Annotated in this window: 14 protein-coding genes and 1 pseudogene; 2 read left to right on the top strand and 13 right to left on the bottom strand. The window is 69.2% G+C overall.

Annotated features, from left to right (window positions below):
• Positions 1-71: 71 nt before the first annotated feature.
• The 13 genes and pseudogenes from cimA to gatB all read right to left on the bottom strand — a co-directional run bounded on the left by cimA (position 72) and on the right by gatB (position 20,648).
• Positions 72-1,682 carry a citramalate synthase gene (gene cimA, locus D471_RS0108165; RefSeq protein ID WP_017598164.1) on the bottom strand — a complete coding sequence of 537 codons (1,611 nt, stop codon included), beginning with the start codon at positions 1,680-1,682 and terminating at the stop codon, positions 72-74.
• A gap of 382 nt (positions 1,683-2,064) precedes the next feature.
• Positions 2,065-3,180, bottom strand: coding sequence for a branched-chain amino acid aminotransferase (locus D471_RS0108160; protein ID WP_017598163.1), 1,116 nt, complete (start codon positions 3,178-3,180; stop codon positions 2,065-2,067).
• Between the two features lie 202 nt (positions 3,181-3,382).
• A complete protein-coding gene (locus tag D471_RS0108155) occupies positions 3,383-4,447 on the bottom strand; it encodes a 3-isopropylmalate dehydrogenase (RefSeq protein WP_017598162.1) in 1,065 nt (354 codons plus the stop codon).
• 674 nt (positions 4,448-5,121) lie between these two features.
• On the bottom strand, positions 5,122-6,711 hold the full coding sequence (gene serA / locus D471_RS0108145; RefSeq protein ID WP_017598160.1) for a phosphoglycerate dehydrogenase: 1,590 nt from the start codon (positions 6,709-6,711) through the stop codon (positions 5,122-5,124).
• 209 nt (positions 6,712-6,920) lie between these two features.
• The gene (gene ilvC / locus D471_RS0108140) at positions 6,921-7,916 is read right to left on the bottom strand and encodes a ketol-acid reductoisomerase (RefSeq protein WP_193789745.1); all 996 of its coding nucleotides are present in this window, start codon (positions 7,914-7,916) and stop codon (positions 6,921-6,923) included.
• Between the two features lie 67 nt (positions 7,917-7,983).
• Entirely contained in the window at positions 7,984-8,508 is a 525-nt protein-coding gene (gene ilvN, locus D471_RS0108135) for an acetolactate synthase small subunit (RefSeq protein ID WP_026127525.1), read from the bottom strand.
• 17 nt (positions 8,509-8,525) lie between these two features.
• Positions 8,526-10,266 (bottom strand): annotated as a pseudogene (locus tag D471_RS33495) (acetolactate synthase large subunit).
• 262 nt (positions 10,267-10,528) lie between these two features.
• A complete protein-coding gene (locus D471_RS41110; RefSeq protein WP_017598154.1) occupies positions 10,529-10,888 on the bottom strand; it encodes a hypothetical protein in 360 nt (119 codons plus the stop codon).
• Positions 10,889-11,377: 489 nt separating this feature from the next.
• Complete coding sequence (locus tag D471_RS0108110) at positions 11,378-12,268, bottom strand: immunity 49 family protein (protein WP_026127524.1); 891 nt, start codon at positions 12,266-12,268, stop codon at positions 11,378-11,380.
• On the bottom strand, positions 12,265-15,372 hold the full coding sequence (locus D471_RS37570) for a hypothetical protein (RefSeq protein WP_152486253.1): 3,108 nt from the start codon (positions 15,370-15,372) through the stop codon (positions 12,265-12,267). The genes D471_RS0108110 and D471_RS37570 overlap by 4 nt, the downstream gene beginning before the upstream one ends.
• Positions 15,373-15,483: 111 nt before the next feature.
• On the bottom strand, positions 15,484-15,855 hold the full coding sequence (locus tag D471_RS0108100) for a DUF6507 family protein (RefSeq protein WP_017598151.1): 372 nt from the start codon (positions 15,853-15,855) through the stop codon (positions 15,484-15,486).
• Positions 15,856-16,120: 265 nt separating this feature from the next.
• Positions 16,121-18,826 (bottom strand): putative bifunctional diguanylate cyclase/phosphodiesterase, encoded by a 2,706-nt coding sequence (locus tag D471_RS0108095; protein ID WP_026127523.1) that lies wholly within the window; start codon positions 18,824-18,826, stop codon positions 16,121-16,123.
• Positions 18,827-19,151: 325 nt separating this feature from the next.
• Positions 19,152-20,648: an Asp-tRNA(Asn)/Glu-tRNA(Gln) amidotransferase subunit GatB gene (gene gatB, locus D471_RS0108090; protein WP_017598149.1), complete on the bottom strand. Its 1,497-nt coding sequence runs from the start codon at positions 20,646-20,648 to the stop codon at positions 19,152-19,154.
• A gap of 283 nt (positions 20,649-20,931) precedes the next feature.
• Here gatB and D471_RS0108085 point away from each other — a divergent pair, with 283 nt between their 5' ends.
• Positions 20,932-22,122: a thioester domain-containing protein gene (locus D471_RS0108085; protein ID WP_017598148.1), complete on the top strand. Its 1,191-nt coding sequence runs from the start codon at positions 20,932-20,934 to the stop codon at positions 22,120-22,122.
• A 367-nt stretch (positions 22,123-22,489) separates the two neighbouring features.
• Complete coding sequence (locus tag D471_RS0108080) at positions 22,490-23,704, top strand: thioester domain-containing protein (protein WP_017598147.1); 1,215 nt, start codon at positions 22,490-22,492, stop codon at positions 23,702-23,704.
• The last annotated feature ends 128 nt before the right edge of the window (positions 23,705-23,832 follow it).

Raw genomic sequence — 23,832 nt, 5'->3', positions numbered from 1 at the left:
CCGCCCTCAACGGACGCCTCCGGCGCGGTACTCGCTCTCGTCGGGCGCCCGAAGGACGACCCCCTCGCGTCTCAGCCCTGCGGGTAGCCCTGCCTGAGCAGGCCGTAGGTGACGGCTTGCTCGAGCGCCACCCACGACGCGTCGACGACGTTCGGACCCACTCCGACCGTGGTCCACTCCCCCACGCCGTCACTGAAGGTGATGAGGATCCGCGTGATGGCGTTCGTACCGGAGCTACCCTCCAGGATGCGGACCTTGTAGTCGGTCAGCTCCAGCCCGGCCAGGGCCGTGTACACGCCCTCCAACGCGTTGCGCAGCGCGCGGTCCAGCGCGTTCACGGGGCCGTTGCCCTCGGCCGTGGCGATCACGCGCTCACCCTTGACCGCGAGCTTCACCGTGGCCTCGGTCAAGCTCTCGTACCGGTCGTCCAGGGGGCTGGCGCCGCTGGTGGGGCGTCGTTCGGTGATGACCCGCCAGGACTCGGTGTCGAAGTAGCGCACCGGCTCGCCGAGCTCCTCCCGCAGGAGCAGCTCCAGTGAGGCGTCGGCCGCCTCGAAGCTGTACCCGGACAGTTCCAGGCCCTTGACCCGGTCCACGACGCGGCCCGAGAGCTCGCGGTCACCGCCCAGGTCCAGTCCCAGCTCCTGGGCCTTCAGCTCGATCGAGGCCCGGCCGGCCATGTCGGACACGAGCATGCGCATGCGGTTGCCGACGAGGGCGGGGTCGGTGTGCTGGTACAGGTCGGGGTCGACCTTGATCGCGGAGGCGTGCAGTCCGGCCTTGTGCGCGAACGCCGACACCCCGACGTAGGGCTGGTGGGTGTCCGGCGTGAGGTTGACGATCTCCGCGATGGCGGTCGCCACCCGGGTCATCTCGGCCAGGCAGCCCTCGGGCAGGACGTCACGCCCCTGCTTGAGGGTGAGCGCGCCGACGACGGAGAACAGGTTGGCGTTGCCGACCCGCTCGCCGTAGCCGTTGGCCGTGCACTGGACGTGTGTGGCCCCGGCGTCGACGGCGGCGAGGGTGTTGGCGACGGCGCAGCCGGTGTCGTCCTGGGCATGGATGCCCAGGCGCGCCCCGGTGGCCTCACGGACCTCGGTGACCACTCGGGTCACATCGGAGGGCAGCATTCCACCGTTCGTGTCGCACAGCACGACCACGTCCGCCCCGGCCTCGGCGGCCGTGCGGACGACGTCGAGCGCGTGCTCGGGGTCATGGTGGTAGCCGTCGAAGAAGTGCTCGCAGTCCACGAACACCCGCTGCCCGTGTTCGCGCAGGTGGGACACCGTGTCGGCGATCATGGCGAGGTTCTCGGGCAGGGTCGTGCGCAGGGCCCGTTCGACGTGCCGGCCGTCACTCTTGGCGACAAGGGTGACGACCGGTGCGCCGCTGTCGCGCAGAGCGGCCACCTGTGGGTCGTCGGCGGCCTTCACCCCGGCTCGGCGGGTCGCGCCGAACGCGGTGAGTTGCGCGTGCCTCAGCGTGAGCTCTTGTGAAGCCCGCTGGAAGAACTCGGTGTCCTTGGGGTTGGCCCCCGGCCACCCTCCCTCGATGAACGCCACCCCGAAGTCGTCGAGCAGCTGCGCGATGGCCAGCTTGTCGGAGACCCGCAGATTGATCCCCTCGCGCTGGGCGCCGTCGCGCAGCGTGGTGTCGAAGACGTGGAAACCGTCATCCCTCATGGGTGGTACTCCCGAAGGTGGACGCCGGGGCACCGACCCGGCCAACAAAAAAGACCCCTCGTGGACACGAGAGGTCAGCGCGCTGGCAGGGTCCGTGTGGACTGTCCCGGCGTGGATGGGCAGTCGGTCAGCCAGCGCGCCTCACGATAATGAGAACCTGAGACGGCATGAGGCCAGTGTGCCACACGAGAGGGGAGTCTTCGGTGTTCACGGGCCGATTGTCTCACCATCCGGGACAGAGATTTCTCTTTTCGGACTTCCCGCCTCGGTCCGCCCACGTCGGGGCCGGCACGACAGCGGGCCGCCCGGAGGTCCCGGACGGCCCGTCGTATGTGCTCTGGTCCTCCGCTTCGCTTCGGACCGTGTTCGGGAAGGGAAACCCCTAGAAACGGGTGATCCACCCGTACTTGTCGGCGCGCTGCCCGGTCTGGAGCCCCACGAGCTCCTCGCGCAGGCGCATCGTGACGGGGCCCGGGGTTCCGTCGCCGATCCGGAACTCCCCGTCGTCGCTCTTGACGAAGCCGACGGGGGTGATCACGGCGGCGGTGCCGCAGGCGAAGACCTCGGAGATCTCACCGGACTCGGCGGCCTCGCGCCACTCCTCGATGGACAGCGCCTTCTCCTCGGCCTCGTAGCCGAGGTCGGGCGCCATCCGAAGCAGCGACTCACGGGTGATGCCCGGCAGGAGCGTACCGGTGAGCGGCGGCGTGCGCAGACGCGCGTTCTCGCCGGTGCCGAACACGAACCACAGGTTCATGCCGCCCATCTCCTCGACCCACCGGTGCTCCCGGGCGTCGAGCCAGACCACCTGGTCGCAGCCCTTCTCGACCGCCTGCGCCTGGGCGAGGAAGCTGGCCGCGTAGTTGCCCGCGAACTTCGCGGCGCCGGTCCCGCCCGGGGCGGCCCGCGTGTAGTCCTTGGACAGCCAGACGGTCACCGGCTTGACGCCGCCGGAGAAGTAGGAGCCGACCGGCGACGCGATCAGGAGGTAGACGTAGCTGCGGGAGGGGTTGTTCACCCCCAGGCCGACGTCCGTGGCGATCATGAACGGGCGCAGGTACAGGCTGAAGTCGGGCTTGCTCGGGACCCAGTCGCCGTCGTGCTCGAGGAGGAGCTCGATCGACCGGAGGAAGAGGTCCTCGGGAAGGTCCGGCATCGCCATGCGGGCGGCGCTCTTGTTGAACCGCGCCGCGTTGGCCTCCGGGCGGAAGGAGGCCAGGGAACCGTCCGGGTGCCGGTAGGCCTTGAGGCCCTCGAAGATCTCCTGCGCGTAGTGCAGGGCGGCGGTCGCGGGGTCCAGGCTCAGCGGACCGTACGGCTCGAGCTTGGCGTCGTGCCACCCCTTGCCCTCGGTGTATCGGATGGTCACCATGTGGTCGGTGAACACCTGGCCGAACCCGGGATTCTCCAGCAGTTCCTCTCGCTCCTGCGGGGTCTTCCGCTGGTCGGAGAGCTGGATGTCGAACGTCAACCCGCTTGTGGTGGTGTTGTTGTTCATGTTGTCGTTGGTCCTCTCGGGTGCAACAGGTCGGCAGCGCCGCCGACCTGGGATCTAGTCTGTCGGATGAGCGCACCCGGTGCCAGACCGGAGGTGGGCGTGCGACGGGCGCGCTCGGTGGTACCGGGCGCGCCCGTCGGCGTGTGTCGATGGTGTGGCCGTCGGCCGCGCCCGTGGAGAGGGCAGGGCCGACGGGGTGACGTCAGCCCTGCTCGCCTACTCGCGCGGCGAGGTCGTCACCGATCTGGGAGGTGGAGCGCGCCGCGCCGCCCTGGGCACGGGTCTTGAGGTCCGCGGCGACCGCGCCCTCGATCCTGCGGGCGGCCTCGGGCACGCCGAGGTGGTCCAGCATGGTGGCGACCGACAGCACCGTGGCGGTGGGGTCGGCCTTGCCCTGGCCCGCGATGTCCGGGGCGGAACCGTGCACCGGCTCGAACATGCTGGGGAAGGTGTTGTCCGGGTTGACGTTGCCGCTGGCGGCCAGCCCGATGCCACCGGTGACGGCGGCGCCGATGTCGGTGATGATGTCGCCGAACAGGTTGTCGGTGACCACCACGTCGAAGCGCGCGGGCTGGTTGACGAAGAACATGGCCGCCGCGTCGACGTGGCAGTAGTCAACGCTGACCTGCGGGTACTCGGCGCCGACCTCGCGCACGACCCGCTGCCAGAGGTCGCCTGCGAAGGTCAGGACGTTGTCCTTGTGGACCAGGGTGAGCTTCTTGCGCGGACGGACGGCGGCCTTGGCGAAGGCGTAGCGGACGACGCGCTCGACCCCGAAACGGGTGTTGACGCTGTCCTGGGTGGCGATCTCATGCGGGGTGCCCTTGCGCAGCACGCCCCCGGCGCCCGCGTAGGGGCCCTCGGTGCCCTCGCGCACGACCAGCATGTCGATGTCCTCGGGGGACACGCCCGCCAGGGGGCTGTCGACGCCGGGGAAGAGACGCACGGGGCGCAGGTTGACGTAGTGGTCGAAGTCGAAGCGCAGGCGCAGCAGCAGGCCTCGCTCCAGGACGCCGCTGGGGACGCTGGGGTCACCGACGGCGCCCAGGAGGATCGCCTCGTGCTCGCGGAGCTCGTCCTCGACGGAGTCGGGCAGGGTCTCGCCGGTCCGGTGCCAGAGCTTGGCGCCCAGCTCGTACTCGGTGGCCTCGATGGCGAGGTCGTGCTGGGGAGCGACGGCCTCCAGGACCTTGAGCCCCTCACCGACCACCTCGGGCCCGATCCCGTCACCGGGGATGACGGCCAGATTCACCGTGCGCGCTGCCATACGGACTGCCTCTAACTCGAACGCGACCCAACCACGCATGTCTCACATGGCGAGATCAAAATGAACAGTGGATGAGACAAGACTAGGGCATGTCCAGCGGGCCCCCGCCGTCCCTCCGGTCCAAGGCGCCCTGGAGCGCGCGGTGGACCTCGTCCTCGGAGTCGGGCGTGGACGGGTACTCGACCATGTCGTACATGTGATCCTCCGAATGCGACGCGTGACGGCCGCCGGGAACGGCGGTGTCGGCTGCGGATGCGTGCGCTGGAGCCACGCGGAACGGGGCGCGGCGGCCAGGAGTTCCGGGCGCGGAGCGCCTCGGGCGTGGGCGGCGATGGCCACGAAAGAAGGAGCGGTTCGCCCCGGCGGGATCGACTGCCGGATGTCGCCGACGCGAGCCCGGTTCGGGCGGGCGAGGCGATGGGCGGCGGCGCCGGACGGTCGGGCCCGGGCCGCTGACTCCTAGGACGACAGAATATCGGATGTCCAAGTATTTGACCAGGACATCTCAACATACGAGACGATCGTGTGTCGCCGCTGGTCAAAGCAGCAACACGACAGCGCCCCCTGCGGAGAGCCCCGCAGGGAGGGGAGACGGCACGGCGAAGGGCCGTACCACCGTGCGGCGGTACGGCCCGAGGCGTGGATGGGCCGGACGGCCCCGACCAGAGGGGTCCTCAGTCCTCCAGGTCGATCTGGCGGGTGATGTCCGCCTCGATCTCCGAGGAGATCGAGGCCAGGACCTCGTCCGGCACCGCGGAGTCCACGGTCAGGGCGATGAGCGCCTTGCCGCCCTCCTGGTCCCGGATGACCTGCATGCCCGCGATGTTGACCTGGGCGTCGCCCAGCAGCGCGCCGACCTTGCCCACGATGCCCGGGCGGTCCTCGTAGGAGAGGAACACCATGTGGTCGCTGAGGCTGATCTCCATGCCGTAGTTGTTGATCTCCACCAGCTTCTCGACCTGGCGGGGACCGGTCAGGGTGCCCGACACCGACACCCGCTGGCCGTCGGCCAGGACGCCGCGCACGGAGATGAGGTTGCGCCAGTCGCTGTGGTCGTCACTGGTCACGAGGTTGACCTCGACGCCGCGCTCCTTGGCCAGCAGCGGGGCGTTGACGAAGGTCACCGTGTCCTCGACCACGTCGGCGAACACGCCCTTGAGCGCGGCCAGCTCCAGCACCTTCACGTCGTGCGCGGCGATCTCCCCGCGCACCTCGACGTCGATCCGGCTGGCGATCGTGCCCGCCAGGGAGGTGAACACCCGGCCCAGCTTCTCCGTGAGCGGCAGGCCCGGCTTGATCTCCTCCGCCACCCCGGTGCCCTGCACGTTCACCGCGTCCGGAACGAACTCGCCCGACAGCGCGAGCTTCACCGAACGGGCGACCTGGGTGCCCGCCTTCTCCTGGGCCTCAGTGGTGCTGGCGCCCAGGTGCGGGGCCACGACGACGTTCTCGAACTCGAACAGCGGGCTGTCCGTGCACGGCTCCTTGGCGAACACGTCGATACCGGCGCCGGCCACCCGGCCGTCCTTGAGCGCCCGGTACAGCGCGTCCTCGTCCAGGATCCCGCCGCGCGCGGCGTTGATGACCCGCACGCTCGGCTTGACCTTGCTCAGCGCCTCATCGCTGATCAGGCCCAGCGTGTCCTTGTTCTTGGGCAGGTGGATGGTGATGAAGTCGCTGCGCTCCAGCAGGTCGTCCAGCGTGGTCATCTCCACACCGATCTGCGCTGCCCGAGCAGGCTGCACGAACGGGTCGTAGGCGATGACCTTCGTGCCGAAGGCCGACAGCCGCTGCGCGACCAGGGCGCCGATCCGGCCCAGGCCGACCACGCCGACGACCTTCTCGTACAGCTCCACACCGGTGTACTTCGAGCGCTTCCACTCCCCGTTGATGAGCGCGTTGTGCGCCGGGGCGGTGTTGCGCGCGCTGGCCAGGAGCAGGTTGATCGCCTGCTCGGCCGCGCTGATGATGTTGGAGGTCGGGGCGTTGACCACCAGGACTCCCGCCTTGGTGGCGGCGTCCACGTCCACGTTGTCCAGACCGACGCCGGCGCGGGCCACCACCTGGAGGCGGGAGGCCGCGGCCAGAGCCTCGGCGTCGATCTGCGTCGCGCTGCGCACGATCACGGCGTCCACGTCGGCGAGGGCGGGAAGCAGCTGGGAGCGGTCGGCCCCGTCGACGTGGCGTACCTCGAAGTCCTCCTCGAGGAGCGCGATTCCGGCGGGCGAGAGTTTTTCCGCGACGAGTACGGCGGGTTTGGGCACAACGATTCCTTTTCGGGTGGTGCTACCCGAACGGGTGGAGGATCAGCCCGCATCGGGTGTGACGGCCGGTCTAAAGTCTACTGCCGAGGTAGGGAAGTCCGCTGGCCGGTCGGGGAACACGGTCGGCGTCCCCTCCACGCACCGGACGTCCCCACCCCCGCATACGCCTCCGGGGCGGGTGTGCACCCGCCCCGGAGGCGTCGGATCCGTCAGGCCTTGAGCCAGCTCATGAGCGGACGCAGCTGGGCGCCCACCTTCTCGATCGGCTCGTTCTGCTCGGCCTCCCGACGCTTGGTGAAGGTCGGCTGACCCGCGTCGAACTCGTCCATGAGCTCCTTGGCGTAGCTGCCGTCCTGGATCTCGCGCAGGATCTTGCGCATCTCCTCGCGGGTCTGCTCGGTGATGACGCGCGGGCCGCGGGTGTAACCGCCGTACTCGGCGTTGTCCGACACCGACCAGTTCATCTTGGAGATGCCGCCCTCGTACATGAGGTCGACGATCAGCTTGAGCTCGTGCAGGCACTCGAAGTAGGCGATCTCCGGCTGGTAGCCCGCCTCGACCAGGGTGGCGAAACCGGCCTTGACCAGCTCCTCCGTACCACCGCACAGCACGGCCTGCTCACCGAACAGGTCGGTCTCGGTCTCCTCGGTGAACGTCGTCTTGATGACGCCCGCCTTGGTGCCGCCGATGCCCTTGGCCCACGACAGCGCCAGGTCCCAGGCCTGACCGCTGGCGTCCTTCTCGACCGCGACCAGGCAGGGCACGCCGCGCCCGGCCTCGTACTGGCGGCGGACCAGGTGACCCGGACCCTTGGGGGCGACCATGGCCACGTCGACGCCCTCGGGCGGGGTGATGAGGCCGTAGCGGATGCTGAAGCCGTGGCCGAAGAAGAGCGCGTTGCCCGCCTCGAGGTTGGGCGCGATCTCGTTGGCGTACAGGTCCCGGTGGATGTGGTCGGGGACCAGGATCATGATGACGTCGGCCTCGCGGGCGGCCTCGGCGGGGGTGAGGACGCGCAGTCCCTCCTCCTCGGCCTTGGCGCGGCTCTTGGAGCCCTCGGCCAGACCGATCCGCACGTCGACGCCCGAGTCCCGCAGCGACAGCGCGTGCGCGTGGCCCTGGCTGCCGTAACCGATCACGGCGACCTTCTTGCTCTGGATGAGCTCCAGGTCAGCCGCGTCGTCGTAGTACATCTGTGCTGCCACTTGGGGTTACTCCTTGATTCTTACGTTCGTGTCTCGGGCTCGGCGCGTGGGTCCGGTGCCCGCGGACTCAGGCGCTGCGGTCGACCGCGCGGAGGGAGCGGTCGGTGATCGACCGGGGCCCGCGGCCCAGGGCGACCAGACCGGACTTGACGAGTTCCCTGATGCCGAACGGCTCCAGGTTCTTGACCAGGGCATCGAGCTTCTCGGGATCACCGGTGGCCTCGATGACGACGACGTCCGGGCTGACGTCCACGACGTGGGCGCGGAACAGCTCGGCCGTCTGAAGCACATGGGTGCGGCTGGACGCGTCGGCCTTGACCTTGACGAGCAGGAGCTCGCGCTGGACCGACGCGGTGGTGTCCATCTCCACGATCTTGACGACGTTGACCAGCTTGTTGAGCTGTTTGGTCACCTGCTCCAAGGGGTGGAGGTCGCAGTTGACCACGATCGTCATCCGGGACAGGCCCGCGTACTCAGTGGTGCTGACACTGAGCGAGTCGATGTTGAACCCGCGGCGGGAGAAGAGGGAGGAGGCACGTGCGAGGATACCCGGGGTGTCCTCCACCAGAACGGAAAGCGTGTGACTGCTCATGGTGGTTCGGGCCTCTCCTAGTCCTCGTGTTCCCAGTTCGGCGCCATGTCGCGCGCGTACTGGATGTTGTCGTTGCTGACACCGGGACCGACCATCGGCCAGACCATGGCGTCGTGGTTCACGGTGAAGTCCACGACGACCGGGACGTCGTCGATGGCCATGGCCTTCTCGATGGTGGCGTCGATGTCCTCGGGGCGCTCGCAACGCAGACCGACACAACCGTACGCCTCCGAGAGGCGGACGAAGTCGGGAATCCGCACCTTCTCGTCCTTGGGCGCGGTCTGCAGGTTGGTGTTGGAGTAGCGCCCCTCGTAGAACAGGGTCTGCCACTGGCGGACCATGCCCAGGTTGCCGTTGTTGACGACGGCGACCTTGATCGGGATCCCCTCGATGGCGCAGGTGGCGAGCTCCTGGTTGGTCATCTGGAAGCAGCCGTCGCCGTCGACCGACCACACCACGCGGTCCGGGTCGCCGACCTTGGCGCCGAGCGCGGCCGGGACGGAGAAGCCCATGGTGCCGAGGCCACCGGAGTTGACGAAGGCGCCGGGGCGCTCGTAGTCGATGAACTGGGCGGCCCACATCTGGTGCTGGCCGACACCGGCGACGTAGGTGGCCTCCGGGCCGGCNGACGGCCTGCGGGGACAGGCTGCCGTCGGTGGCCTCCTCGAAGCCCTTCGGATACGTGGTGCGCAGCCGGTTGAGCTGGCTCCACCAGGCGGCGTAGTCGCCCTCGCGGCCCTTCTCCTGGTCGGCGCGCACCGCGACCACCAGGTCGGCGAGCACCTCGCGGCAGTCACCGACGATGGGCACGTCCGCGTGGCGGTTCTTGGAGATCTCCGCGGGGTCGATGTCGGCGTGGACGATCTTGGCGTCCGGGGCGAAGCTGTCCAGGCGGCCGGTGACCCGGTCGTCGAAGCGGGCGCCCAGGGCGACGATGAGGTCGGCCTTCTGGAGGGCGCCGACCGCGGCGACGTCGCCGTGCATGCCGGGCATGCCCACGAACAGGGGGTGGCTGTCGGGGAAGACGCCCCGGGCCATCAGGGTGGTCACCACGGGAACGCCGGTGAGTTCGGCCAGGACCCGCAGCTCGGCCGAGGCTCCGGAGCGCAGGACGCCGCCGCCCACGTACAGCACGGGGCGCTTGGCCTCGCTGATCATCCGGGCGGCCTCGCGGACCTGCTTGCCGTGCGGCTTGGTGACCGGACGGTAGCCGGGCAGGTCGAGGCGCTCGGGCCAGACGAAGTCCGTCGACGCCTGCAGGGCGTCCTTGGAGATGTCGACCAGAACCGGGCCGGGCCGACCGGTGGAGGCGATGTGGAAGGCCTCAGCGACCGTGCGCGGGATGTCGCGGACGTCGCTGACCAGGAAGTTGTGCTTGGTGATGGGCATCGTGATGCCGCAGATGTCGGCTTCCTGGAAGGCGTCGGTGCCGATCATCGGGGAGGCCACCTGGCCGGTGATCGCGACCATGGGAACCGAGTCCATGTGCGCGTCGGCGAGGGGGGTCACGAGGTTGGTGGCTCCGGGGCCGCTGGTCGCCATGCACACCCCGGGTCGGCCCGTGGCGTAGGCGTATCCCTCCGCCGCGTGGCCCGCTCCCTGCTCGTGGCGCATCAGGATGTGGCGCACCTTGGCCGAGTCGTAGAGGGGGTCGTAGGCGGGGAGGATGGCGCCACCGGGAATCCCGAAGACAGTGTCAACGCCGGCGTGCTCCAGTGACCTGATCAGCGATTGGGCGCCGGTCATCTGCTCGGTCATCTCAAGATCCTTCAGCGAGGGTCCAGAGCGGTACAGCGGCTCTGGCTTGGTGGGTCTGACTCAACGCCTGGTGTGGCAATAAAAAAACCCCCACCGCCCGGTGGCGGTTGAGGGGTGGCGCGCAGCAGAAGTAACTCAGTGGGCTGCGCGCCGACCAAGTACGAGAATCAGGGAGTTGTTCTGCACGATCACAACAGTGGCCGAAGGAGTGGCCGCGCGTCAACAAGATCGACACATTGTCTCACTATGCGAGACAGTCATGTCAGCATCCGACCAGACGATGCGACACGCTGCGGCGTTGAACAGGGCAAACCCGGCGAAGCACCAGCACCGGTGTAACGCAGAACACGCTGAAGGTCGGACCCGTCCAGCCCGTGGACGGTCCTCGCGAAGGTCGGAGGAACAGGTCCTCGGCAGACTCCATCTCCGCGGCCCGACGGCCCCAGACACGCAGTGTCTCGCGGTCGGCCATGACCGCGATCCGCTGACGCACCTCGTCGCCGACTTCGAGGTCCCGGACCTCCAGAACCCCGATGATCGCCCCGATGGGGCCCAGGGTCTCGCCCTCGCGGAAGGGACGGCCGATCAACTCGGTCCTGAACTCGTCGTCGCGCGGCTTCACGGTCTCCTCCGGAGGCCCCAGGGCCGCGGCCTCCCGGTGGCCTCTCGGAGCAGCTCCGCCGCGAAGCCGGGGGCGTTCCGCGGCAGACCGAGGGGGAACCCGTGTCGGGACGAGGGCATGTCGGAAACGTAGCCAGTACATCGACATCCGCGCGGGCGAACGCCATAACGCCCGGGTATGTCGCCGATTCCCGGGCGTGCGGCCACAGAGGTGGCGCTCGACAGTCTCGGCACTGTCACCCGACGGGACGCCTTCACCCACCTCCAGGACGTGCGCCTTCATGAGGAGCACCTCGCCCCGCCCGGGCCGGTCGGGGACGAACACCCGGAGCGCCGAGATCCAGCGGACTCCCCGTCTCCCGATGCGCCCGGTCCGGTCGAACCGGCGGTGTTCTCCGAGGATTCGCGGGATGGCGACCCCGGTGGGCGCCGTTCAACTCACTCGGTGGCGCGTCCCTCTGCTTCCTGCTGGAGCTTTTTCCAGACCAAATCAGATCGGGAACTGGCCGTACCAACTGTTCTGGACGATGTGTTTGGGAAGGAAGTCAGATTCCACCTCAAGCTGGAAGCCGGGGTCATGCTGGCTGATGTCATAGGCCATACAGGCGAAGGCCAACAGGAGGAGAGGGATAGCGCCATTGATACTCTTGGCGCGTTTCTCATCCGAAGTGAAGTAGTCGCGCCAGAGTTCGAGCCCTTCAGCAAGCGCTGAGTTGAACTCTTCAGGTTCGTTTCCGACAAGCTGAAGGAAGACCTTCATCGGGGGGAAGATGACCTTGTTCACGGCCTCTTCCGATCCGTACCTGACGACACCAGGGTCGGAGAGTTCAAAAGCCGCCTGGAGTTCGTCAGCGAGATCGGAGCGGTTGAGGAGGAACGCCTGGATGGCGGCGATCCAGTGGTAGACGTAGGGATCGTACTGGGCGCCATCGCTCTCGCCCCACTCTCGGAGAGAGTCGACGGGGATCTCACACAGCTCCGTCCACCGCTTCTCGTCGCGGCAGGTCATGGCCAAGGCGAACGCGGTGAGCCAGTTGCTGGCGTTCGCGCAGTACCGGGGGCCGATCGCGGTGGTTCTACGGATCTTGTGGTTGACCAGGAACTCGACCGGGGTGCCCTCGGGTCTCGTGGTCATCACGAACATGGCGTGGTGAACCTGCATGGCTCCGACCCAGGACTCCCATGTGCCAAGCTTCACTGCCTCTGGATCCAGGACGAGATCGATCCGGGCATTGAGGTAGAGCGGCGAGAGCGACATGTCAACTGACTGTGGATGGGTTTCGAGCGACGCCGCCTCTTCCTCTGTTTCCTCGGCGTGCTCTTCGGCATCGTTTACATAGTCAGGTCGACTCAGATCATGCCGGAAAATCCTGTGGTTCATCGGATGTCTCTTCCCGTGATATTGAACATCCTCATACTGTGCCCCCCGTGCATGTTACCATCAGGATTACCCCTTGCCACCACATAGTGAACCCTGTCATTTCGCAGAGCTCGCCTGATTTCTCGCGCAAGCTTCTTTTCCTCTCCCCCTCTGAGCCTCATCTCCTCAAGGATGCTTTCAAAGTACTCCCTTGTTCCCTGTTTGACCTTCTTGGTCACCACCCCGTTCTCTTCTAGTTCGCGTTCACCAAGCCTGGTGTCAGCGCGACTCTTTGCCTCGACGACGACGAAGGATTCGTTCCCGTCAGCGTCTTCGGCTCGCCAGATCTGATCGAACTGGTCGCTTCCACTCCCTGGAGCCGCACTCGCGGGTTTGATGGGACCGCCGGTCTCCGGATCCGGAACGATCTTGGGGAGGGTCAACTTCTTCGTGACTACCTTGCCATTGACGACTTCTCGGTATTCGACCCTCGTCCTGCCGTTGAAATTCTCCTCGACCGCCCGTCGTGCAGCGCCCTCACCGTACCTCTCGGCAGCCTTGGTCCTTCTAGCCTGAGCCTCAGAGTATTCAGACTCCGCGTTGGCGACCAGGTTGTTTTCCGAGCCAGGCTCCCTGTTCGCGAAGAATTTCTTCCTCGCGTTGAGTAGCTTCTCTCTCTTCAGGGAGCTCGTGTTGAAGCTGTCGCGCGCGGCTGAGAGCCTGTTGAGGTATCTTTTGACCTTCTGCGGGAGAGTCTTCGCCGTCCCGTCGATCCTGGCGCCGATATATTTAGGATTCGGGGCCGAAGGGAGAGTTTGCGTCGAGTACCATTTTCCAGTGTTCGGGTCCAATTTGATGATCGGCATGACCCACTCGCCGATCATGGAGTCCGCCCTCCACTTGTTCCCGTCAGTGGGACGATAGTAGATCTCACGGAACTCGTCGTGCCTGTTCACCAGGTCCACGATGTCGTTCACGAAGTCTTTCCCGTTGGTCCACACCGTGTCTCCGATGTACGGACGAGCCGCCGCGAGCCTTTCCTCGTTGGTCGCGTCGTGCCAGCCGCCACGCCTCGGCACGTGGTCGGGGTCGGGGTCACCAGCGCTGCCATCACTACCGCTGTCGTCGTCGCCGCTGCCGCGTCGCGGGGTGGGAGCATCCGAGCCACCCGGGTCCAAGACTCGGCGAAGCGTCGGACCGTCTGAGGAGCCTTCACGCCCCATGGAGTCCGTCGATGTCCGCTCACCGTCGGTCCGCGAGTCCGGAGAACGGTCGGTGCCGTCGTCCTGATCGGTGTCGCGGACCCTCGGCGTGGTCTCATCCACCCTGTTGGTGGCGTCCGGGGTACGGTCACGCACGATCGCTTCGAAGGCTCTGTCCACGCCCCTGTCGGGCGTGTGGTCGCCGTCGTGTCCGCGGTCACCGATGCTGGTCACGTCCACCAGGCGCTCCGATACGGGCCTGGGGGTGTCCCTGGCCGCGGTCAGCGCGTCGTCACCACGGCCGCCCACCCCCGCGCGCACCCTCGCGTTGTCGGGTTCGGGCCCATCACCGAAACCGCTCTCCAAGGCCTCCCGACTCGGCGGAGGGCCATCAGGATCGGGGTGGACGGCATTCACCAGGAAGTCACCCTGGTTCTGGTCCCGCATCTCGGTCGAGAACTCGGACGCCGGGTTGAGCACGTCCTGCAACGTGAGGGCGTCCTGGAGGTCCTGGGCGGTGGGATCCTCCTCCGAGGCACCGCGCCGGTGGTGACGGGTGTCGGTCGCCTCCGCGCCGTCGTCAGCCACGGTCCGCGGGGTGGACGGCCCGCCGGGGGTCTCCGTCCCCTCGGTTCCGCCCCCGGGGCCGAACCGGGCCACCAGCCGCTCCACCGCACCCTTGACGTCCGTCAACCGCTGCGGGCTCAGCCTGCTCAGATCGAGACCGGACAGATCGAGCCGGAACAGCTCCCGGGACCCTCCCGCGAACCGGGGCAGGTTCAGGTTGACGCCGATCCCCTGCGGGTCCACGTCGGGGATATCCACGTCCGGGATCCGGCTCCCGCCCATGTTGCTGAGGATGGACGCGCCCCGCCAGGCCATCAGCGGCACACCCACCGCCGCGCCCACACCCGTGGCCGACAGCGCCGCGCCCAACGCCGTCACCCCGATGTTGAGCACCGCCGTGCCGATCACGTACCCCGGCCGCTCACCCCACTCCTCCCACGGCACGACCGCGTGCGCGGCGTCCTTCCACGCCGACCCCACGGTGCCCCACCCGGCCCAGCCCCAGTCATCGGATTCGGCGTCGTACATCCCCACCAGCGACGCCAACGACTGGGCGCTGCTCTCCCACTGCTCGGCCATCGCCTCGCCCCAGGACATCTCGAACCAGCCCTCGGAACTGTGCGCGCCGACCATCGCCCCCAGGTCCTCGACCGCGCCCACCACGTAGTCACCCACCGCGGCGCCCACATCCACCCACCAGTGCTCGTCGGTGGTGGCCTCCTCGATGCCCCACTCGGTGGCCAGCTCCGACAGGTCCTGCTCGTAGCCGTGGTAGAACACGTCGGAGTCGAGCTCGCCGTTCGCGGGTATGGCCTCGAAGCTGGTGCGGCCGGGAACGTCGGCGTTGATCCCGTTGGCGCAGTCGAGTTCGGCCTCGGCGTACCTCTCGATCAGGCCCTCGCCCCGGGTGACGTACCCCTCGTTCTCCGCGACGTTGGGGCTCTCCCCGATCCCGAAGAACCCCTTGATCCCTTCGGCCTCACGCCACTCGTCGCCCTCGGAATCGATCCTGTTGCGGAACTCGATGGCGTCGGCCTGCAGCGCCCTCCAGTCGGACTTGATCTCCCGCAGCTCCCCCGCGAAGTCCTCCAAGGCGCTGGCGGCTGCCTCCAGGCCCTCGGAGACGGTGTCGCCGTCGGTGGCGACCGGGCGCAGGACGGAGTAGAGCTCCTCCGCTTCGGGGGCGTGGTAGCAGCCGGTCAGGTCGCCCCAGGAGGCGTTGATGTCGTTGCCGGTGTCGGCGACGTTTCCACCGCAGGTACGCAGCCGGGAGGCGAGGGTCTCGATGTAGTCGGGTGAGGAGGTGGGAATGGGGAACAGGTACGGGCTGATCTTGCCGTCGCTGTCGGTGAGCATGCCTCGCTGCTCTTCGATGGTCAGCGGGGCACCGGCGGCGGGACTGTCGGCAGGGGGCACTGAGGGGTCCTTCGGGGAGGGGGCGGGGGTCCGGGACGCGCGGGGTGCGGGTCAGACGATCTGCGCGTTGCCCGGCCTCGTGGGGGGTTCCGGCTCGGGGACCTCCCCGGCGTTGCGCTGGGCCTCCAGGGCCATCTCGGTGTTGCCCTCGACGTAGGCGGTGGTGGCCTCGCTGGTGGCTTCCAGGGCGCTGGCGGTCAGGCTGAGCATGTCGCCCATGAGACCGAAGTAGTACTCCGCGAACTCGCCGAGGGCGAAGGAGACGGGGGAACTGTTGATGTGGGTGCTGGCCTGGGTGATGTCGGTCTCCATGCGGTCCATCTGGCCGAGCAGACCGTCGGAGCCGCCCTCCTCGCCGAGGTGGGCGGCGGTCGCTGACAGGACGGACCCGACCTCCTGGGGGGAGATGTTCCAACCGGACACGTGGACTCCTCCTTCATCTGACCGGCTATCGGGACGGCCGCGTTCCTCGGCGTCGAACCTCGCACACGCGTGCGGCACGACGACTTCACGCGTTTTCGACGGCACGGAACGTAGGGATGGTTCCAACTTTGTCAGTTTTTCGGAGGTTCTGTCGCCCGCGATGTCGCCCACAGTGAGCACGGGCAGGAGCCACCGGAGACGTCACTCGAGGTGAGGCCGCGCCCGTCGGGACCGGAACGCGGTGTGACCGGTTCCGGACACGCGCCTAGAGGTTGGCGCCCGCCTCGCCGCCGACGAGCGCCTCGACGCCGCTGGCGGGCATCGGGCGGGCCACCAGGAAGCCCTGCCCGTGGTCGCAGCCCATCCCCCGCAGCTGCTCGAGCTGCTCGGGGCGCTCGATGCCCTCGGCCACCACCTGGACGCCCAGGTCGCGCCCGAGCTGGATGATGGTGTGGGTGAGCAGCGTGACCGTGTCGTCGCGGCCCAGGTCGGCGATGAACGACGGGTCGATCTTGATCGCGTCCACGCTCAGCTCGCGCAGGTGCGCCAGCGAGGCGTAGCCCATGCCGTAGTCGTCGATGGCCAACCGTACGCCCAGCGCGCGCAGCTCGCCGAGACGCTCGACGGCCTCGGCGCTGTCGCCGAGCAGGACGTCCTCGTCCACCTCCAGGGTGAGCACCTCGGCGGGCAGGCCCGTCTCGGTGAGGATCTCCTCGACGGTCCGCACGAAGCGCGGCGACAGCACCTGCTTGGCGGACAGGTTCACCGACAGGCCGATCTCCCAGTCCGAGACCCGCCACACGGCGACCTTCGCGCAGGCCTCCCGCAGGATCCACTCCCCCAGGGGGACGATCAGCCCCGATTCCTCTGCCGCGCCCAGGAAGGTGTCCGGGCCGACCGTCTCGCCGTCGCGGTTCCAGCGCACGAGCGCCTCGACCGCCGTCACCTGGGAGGAGCCCAGGTCCACGATCGGCTGGTACTCCAGGAAGAACTCACCGCCCGCGAGCGCCTCGCGCAACCGGATCTGGAGTTCCAGGCGGGAGACGACCGTGTCGTGCATGTGCGCCGCGTACACCTCCACGTGGCCGGCGCCGCGCTCCTTGGCGCGCGTCATCGCCACGTCGGCGTTGCGCAGCAGTTCCCCGCTGTCGGTCGTGGGCTCGGAGAAGGCCACGCCGATGCTCGCCGTCAGGACGATGCGCCGGTCTGCGACCTGGAACGGTTCGGAGGCGATCGCCCTGCCCAGGCGCTCGGCCAGGTCCACCACCCGCTGGGCGCGCGGCATCCCCTCGATCAGGACCGCGAACTCGTCCCCTCCCCACCGGGCCAGCGTCGCGGAGGACTCCAGCTCGCCGCGGAGCCTGCGGGCCGCCTGCCCCAGCAGGTGGTCGCCGCGCACGTGCCCGGCGGAGTCGTTGACGGCCGTGAAACCGTCCAGGTCCAGGAAGATCACCGCGATGTCCCCGGCGGACTCATCGCTGATCGCCCGGTGCGCGAGCACGTCGCTGGCCCGCTCCTCCAGGTAGGCGCGGTTGGGCAGCCCGGTCACACCGTCGTGGAAGGTCAGGTGCTCCACCTCGTCCTGGAGCGCCACCTGCGCGCTGATGTCGCGGGTGGTGACCAGGAGCCGCGCGGGCTCGCCCGGCTGCTCGTACAGCGAGACCGTCGACTCGGTGTGCCGCCACGTCCCGTCCGCGGCGCGTACACGCAGTCGCAGGTGGACGCCCCGGCCCCCGTGGCCGGTGAACAGGTCGGTGACGGCCTGGGTGCGCGACAGGTCCTCGGGGTGGATGAGCGCGGTGACCGGGGCGGCGAGCACGTCCTCGAGCCGGTAGCCGAAGGCCTCCGCCGTGCCCGGGCTGGCGTGGTGGACGGCACCGTCTCGGTCCACGATGAGGATGACGTCGCCGCTGTTACGGGCCAACTCGTGGAAGTGCCCCTCGCGGTTGCGGACCATGCGCGCCAGCGTGGAGTTCTCCTCCAACATGCCGACGACGCGGACGAGCAGCACGACCACCGCGGTTCCGGCGGCCAGCGGCAGGACGGCGGCGACCCCGGGCAGCCCGAGCGCGGCCACCGTCAGGACCACGGTGGCCACGAACAGGGCGCCGATGGCGGCGAGCTCGGGGGCGAACCGGTACAGGCCCCGGCCGGTGATCCGGCGCGGGGTCGCGGCCTGGCGGTGCTCGACCAGCCACGGCAGCGCGCCCAGGACGGCGAAGCCGAGGAGCTTGACCGGGTACTCGATCCCCCCGGCCACGGGCGGGCCGGTCAGCCGGGTGATGGCTCCGATCAGGTCCGCCCCGGCGATGAGGATCAGCGAGCCGATCGCCCACAGGACCGCGCGCCGCGTGCTGTGCGGCGACATGAACACCAGGGGCACCAGCAGGCACAGGACGACGATGTCGGCGACCGGATAGACCAGCGCGAAACCGAGGAACCCGGCGCCCTCCCCCAGCTCCTGGTAGAGCGGAGCGAAGATCAGCAGCCACACGACGGAGAACACGGCGGCCGCGCACACGTAGCTGTCGGTGATGTGCCGCAGGGCGGTCCGGAGCCCGCCCGGCCACGGCGCGAACCTGGTGAATCCGACTACGAAGAGTGGCAACGCGGTGAGAGCGAAAAGATCACCCAACGTGAGCGAGAACACGGATCCCGAGCTGAGCAGACCCGTGATCCCGTGCGTGAGACCGCCCAGGCACCAGGCGAACGCGGCGAAGGCGAGGTTGCGGAGCGCGGCCGCGCCGTCGGCGCCGTCAGCGTGCGCTCCCCGGTCCGTACCGTTGGCCGCCCAGCGACGCGAGGCGGACAGCAGGGACACCCCGGCCGCGCCCGCCGCGATCGTCGTCGGCCACTCCCCGAGAGCCGCGGCCAGCGTCCAGGTCGAGATGGGTACGAGCGTCAGTGCGGCGTGGAGCAGGAACAGAGCCCCCACACCGACCAGCCACAACTGGCGTGCCCTACCGCCCATCAGCGGCCTCCCCGGGCGCGGGGCGCGGAATGTGCGGCGTCGGGCCGCCGTCGCGCTCTCTCCTCGGACATGGGGCACCAACCTCGTGTCGATCGACTCTGGGCGCGGTGCGGCGTCCGACACCTCGGGCCGCCGTCCGCACCCCGGGGGAGCGCGGCGAACCGGCGCCCGACGGCCCGGGAGGGCGCACACCCCCGTGTTCGGCCACCCTACGCAACCAAGGTCACACAGCGATTGAGGACCGACAGAGAGTTGACGTCAGAGCGATGACACTCCGTGGTCAACGGGCGTGCGTCCGGTCTCCCCGACGCACGCCCGGTACGGGTCACTTCGCGCCGAGCTTCTCCAGGATGAGCTCGCGGGCGCGGCCGGCGTCGGCCTGGCCCCGCGTCGCCTTCATGACGGCGCCGACGAGGGCGCCGGCCGCGGCGACCTTGCCGCCGCGCACCTTCTCCGCGACGTCGGGGTTGCCGGCGATCGCCTCGTCGACGGCCGCGCCGAGCGCGCCGTCGTCGCTGACCACCTTGAGGCCGCGGGCGTCCACGACCGCGTCGGGCTCGCCCTCACCGGCGAGGACGCCCTCGACGACCTGGCGGGCCAGCTTGTTGGTGAGCGTGCCCTCGGCGACGAGCGCGATGATCCGGGCCACCTGGCCGGGCGTGATCGGCAGGGAGGCCAGCTCGACCTCCTGCTCCGTGGCGCGGCGGGACAGCTCGTTCAGCCACAGCTTGCGGGCCTCCGCCGACGGCGCCCCCGCGGCGACGGTCGCCTCGACCAGGTCGATGGCGTCGGCGTTGACCAGGTCGCGCAGCTCGGTGTCGGTGAGATCCCACTCGGCGCGCACGCGAGCGCGCTTGGCGGCGGGCAGCTCGGGCAGAGTGGCCCGCAGCTCCTCGATCCACTCCTGCGAGGGGGCGACGGGGACCAGGTCGGGGTCAGGGAAGTACCGGTAGTCCTGAGCCTCCTCCTTGGAGCGGCCGGAGATGCTGCGGCCGGTGTTCTCCTGGAAGTGGCGGGTCTCCTGGACGACCTTCTGGCCGTCGTCCAGCACACCGGCCTGGCGCTCGATCTCGGAGCGGACGGCGCGCTCGACGGAGCGCAGGGAGTTGACGTTCTTGGTCTCGCTGCGGGTGCCCCACTCGTCGGCGCCGCGCTCGTTGATGGACACGTTCACGTCGCAGCGCATGGAGCCCTCCTCCATGCGCACGTCGGAGATGCCCAGGGAGCGGACCAGGTCGCGCAGCTCGGCGGCGTAGGCGCGGGCGACCAGCGGCGCGAGCTCGCCGGTGCCGGTGATGGGCTTGGTGACGATCTCCAGCAGCGGGATGCCCGCCCGGTTGTAGTCGACGATCGAGTAGTCGGCGCCGTGGATGCGACCGGTGGCGCCGCCCACGTGGGAGGTCTTGCCGGTGTCCTCCTCCATGTGGACGCGCTCGATGTCGACGCGGAAGACGCGGGGCCCCTCGGGGGTGTCGACCGTCACGTCGAGGTGGCCGTCGACGCAGATCGGCTCGTCGTACTGGGAGATCTGGTAGTTCTTCGGCATGTCCGGGTAGAAGTAGTTCTTCCGGGCGAACCGGCCCCAGGGGGCGATGGAGCAGTTGAGCGCCAGACCCAGCCGGATGGCGCCCTCGACGGCCTTTCGGTTGACGACCGGGAGCGAGCCGGGCAACGCGAGGCAGACAGGGCACACCTGGGTGTTGGGTCGCGCTCCGAACGCGGTGGGGCAGGAGCAGAACATCTTGGAGGCGGTACCCAGCTCGATGTGGGTCTCCAAGCCGAGTACGGGCTCGTACTTGGCCAGCGCCTGCTCATAGGCCACCGGAGTGGGGCCGCTGTTCGGGGCAGTGCTGGGAGTTACCGCGTGGGCCATCGCCGCAAACCCGTTTCCGTAGAGGACATACCTTCCAGGTCAGCCTACCGAGGGTACGGGGGTACCCCGCCCGTCCGTGCGGCACGGATGTCACGGCCGGCACACGATTGTGCCGCTGTCCGGCCCTCACCCCGTCACGGAGGGTGCCGGGCCGTTAGTCTGGGTGGTCCAAGATCATGGTTTCGTCGGTCGGGCTCCGGGTCCGCCGTCCTTTTCCGGGGAGCATGTGAGCGTGTGGAGCATCCTGTGTCGGTGCCCCGCCGTACTGACGTCGGCCGCCCTCGTCGGCGGTCTGAGCGGCGCCCCCGCGGCTCTGGCCGAGGACTTCTCCCGAGTGGACCGCGACCCCGTCCAGGGCAACGAGATCGTCCTCTCCGACGGAACCGAGGTCCCCACGGCCCTGTTCAGTCTCCGTGTGGCCGACAGCGCCTCGGTGAGCGCCTACACGGCCGAAGCGGACGGTGAGGTGCGCCAGCGCGCCGCCTACGTCGAGTCAGCGTGGGACGACGGTACGCGGTGGACCGAAATCGACGCGGTGACGGACTCGGTGGACCGAGCGACCTGGGTGGTCGCCAACTCCTACCCCCACGTGGCGCTCGCGGACCTGGCCATGGCCTCGGAGACGATCTTCCTCGACGAACGCCAGGCGATCGCGGGCACCCAGGCCGCCCTGTGGCACGTCCTGGACGGGGTGGAGCTCGATCCCGGCGCCAACGACACCGCCGTGACCGCGCTGTACGAGTACCTCGTCGCGGGCAGTGAGGACGCGCCCGACGACTCCGGAGCGCCGTCCCTGAAGATCAGTCCGACCCAGCTGGAGACCGTCGCGCCCGAGAAGCCCCTGGGCCCGCTGACCGTGACCAGCTCGGGCACGGAACCCGTCCGCGTCGCGGTGCGGGGCGCTCCGGCGTCGTGGCTGGTCGACGCGGACGGTGAACAGGTGCGCCGGGTGCACGACGGGGAGTCGGTCTACCTCGACGTGGACCCGTCGGTCCCGGCCGGGGTGGTGACCCTGCACGTGCGCGGAGACGACGTGCCGTTGCCCGAAGGCCGTCTGTTCACCGGTCGGGACGGAGTGCGCACGCAGCCGCTGATCACCGCGGAGCCCGGGACGGCGGCGCGCGCGACGGCGGCCACCCTCACCTGGCACTCCGAGGAACCCGAGGAGATCGCGAGCCCCGAACCCGCAACTCCCGCGCCCTCCGTGCCCGAACCCGAGTCCGCCGCCGGCACGGACGACTCCGCGGTCGTGGTGCCCGACGCCACACCCTCCGACGAGCCCTCCGACGAGCCGCGGGAGCACAGCGCGGACGACGACCTCGCGGGAACCGGGACCTGGCTGTCGGGGCTGCTGATCATCGCCGGTGCGCTGGTCGTGTCCGGCCTGATCATCCTCGTTCTGGGCCGCAAGCGCCGGAACTGAACCGGTCTCCGCGCATATCCGGTGCGTGTCGTGATCAGGACACTTTTCGAGGGTTTTTGTCCGCGTCCGATTCACGGACAAAATCGGCGGAGTGGGTTGGAAGAGGCGGAGCCGGTCGCTAGTATCGACCCGCGGCAGACATTCCACGACGAACGCGGCCCGCTCCCGCGTTGGCGCCACACCGATGACGCGTCCACCCCACGGACAGCGGTGCCACGCTTCCGGACCGTCCGGTGATCGCCCCAGACGGCTGCGACGACCCCCGAAGACTCGTCCCGCCCGCCGTCCGTGGAGGCCGTGCCCGTTCCACCCCCCGTTTCCACACAGGCGGGCCCACCGGTAACCCCTAGACACACCGGGACACAATTTGACTGACCTGACTTTCCCCCGTTCCGTCGCCCGGGCCGGCTTCTCGGCCACCGTGGCGGGCCTGCTCGCCTTCGGCCTGGCCGCCCCCGCCGCGGCCGAGCCGGAACCCTACGAGGGCTCCGTGCGCGGCCAGTACGTGGGCAACGCCGAGAGCGGCGAGACCATCTGGATGAACGACGACCGCACCCGGGTGAGCCTCTTCAACCTCAAGTTGGAGAACGGCAACACGCTCACCACCTACTGCATCGACCTCGAGACCGGTATCCGCGGCGACGCCTGGTACCGCGAGGACGCCTGGGCCAACTACCCGGGCAAGGGCGACTTCGCCGAGCCCGCCAAGGTGCACTGGGTCCTCCAGAACGGCTACCCGGCGGTGAGCACCGATGAGCTGGCCGAGGCCGCCGGAGCCCCCGGCCGCGTCTCCGACAAGCAGGCGCTCTCCGCCACCCAGGCCGCCATCTGGCACTTCAGCAACGGCGCCGACCTGACCCGGGCCGAGCCCGCCACCACGGCGATCTACGAGTACCTCATCGGCAACGCCGTGGACCTCAACCAGGGCGAGGAGCCCGACGCCACGCTGAGCATCACGCCGGGTGAGGCCTCCGGCCAGGCGGGCGAGACCGTCGGCGAGTTCCTCGTCGAGACCAGCTTCGAGGGCGAGATCCCGGTCGAGCTGGGCTCCGACGTCCCCGAGGGCGTCGACCTGGTCGACCTGGAGTCGGGTGAGGAGGTGAACGCCGTCGAGAACGGCGACACCGTCGGCTTCTCCGTCCCCGAGGACGCCGAGGACGGCTCCGCCTCCTTCAGCCTGTCCGCCAGCGCCACGGTGCAGACCGGCCGCCTGTTCAAGGGCGAGGAGGTCGAGACGCAGACCCTCATCACCGCCGAGGAGGGCGAGGTCGAGGTGTCCGCCTCCGCCTCCGTCGACTGGACCGCCGCTCCGGAGCCGTCCCCGGAGCCCTCGCCGAGCCCGAGCGAGAGCCCGGAGCCGTCCCCGGAGCCGACCCCGACGCCGACTCCCACCCCGGAGCCGACGCCGGAGCCGACCCCCACCCCGACCCCGGACGACAACAACACGCCGTCCCTGCCGGTCACCGGTGGCGCTCTGGCCGGTCTGGTCGCCGCCGGTGTCGCCGCCCTGGGCGCCGGCGCCGGTGCGATCTACCTGAGCCGCAAGCGCAAGGCCAACAGCACCGACTCCCTGGAGGGCTGACCGTGCCCCTTGGGGCCTCCGCTTCGCTTTGGCCCGTGTCCGGGGCCACCGGTGAACGGTCGCCCGCACGAGGGCCCGTCCGCGTGATCACTCACGAGGGCGGGCCCTCGCCCGTGCGAGGGCTCCGC

Origin of the sequence: Nocardiopsis lucentensis DSM 44048 (assembly GCF_000341125.1) — a bacterium.
In the GTDB taxonomy this organism is placed as follows: domain Bacteria; phylum Actinomycetota; class Actinomycetes; order Streptosporangiales; family Streptosporangiaceae; genus Nocardiopsis; species Nocardiopsis lucentensis.
The sequence above is the reverse complement of the archived record's forward strand: the minus strand, read 5'-3'. Positions and strand labels throughout refer to the sequence as shown.

Excerpts from the sequence above, each read along its gene's own strand:
- cimA (WP_017598164.1), bottom strand. The coding sequence starts at position 1,682 with ATGAGGGATGACGGTTTCCACGTCTTCGACACCACGCTGCGCGACGGC.
- D471_RS0108160 (WP_017598163.1), bottom strand. The coding sequence starts at position 3,180 with ATGAACAACAACACCACCACAAGCGGGTTGACGTTCGACATCCAGCTC.
- D471_RS0108155 (WP_017598162.1), bottom strand. The coding sequence starts at position 4,447 with ATGGCAGCGCGCACGGTGAATCTGGCCGTCATCCCCGGTGACGGGATC.
- ilvN (WP_026127525.1), bottom strand. The coding sequence starts at position 8,508 with ATGAGCAGTCACACGCTTTCCGTTCTGGTGGAGGACACCCCGGGTATC.
- D471_RS0108110 (WP_026127524.1), bottom strand. The coding sequence starts at position 12,268 with ATGAACCACAGGATTTTCCGGCATGATCTGAGTCGACCTGACTATGTA.
- D471_RS37570 (WP_152486253.1), bottom strand. The coding sequence starts at position 15,372 with ATGCTCACCGACAGCGACGGCAAGATCAGCCCGTACCTGTTCCCCATT.
- D471_RS0108095 (WP_026127523.1), bottom strand. The coding sequence starts at position 18,826 with ATGGGCGGTAGGGCACGCCAGTTGTGGCTGGTCGGTGTGGGGGCTCTG.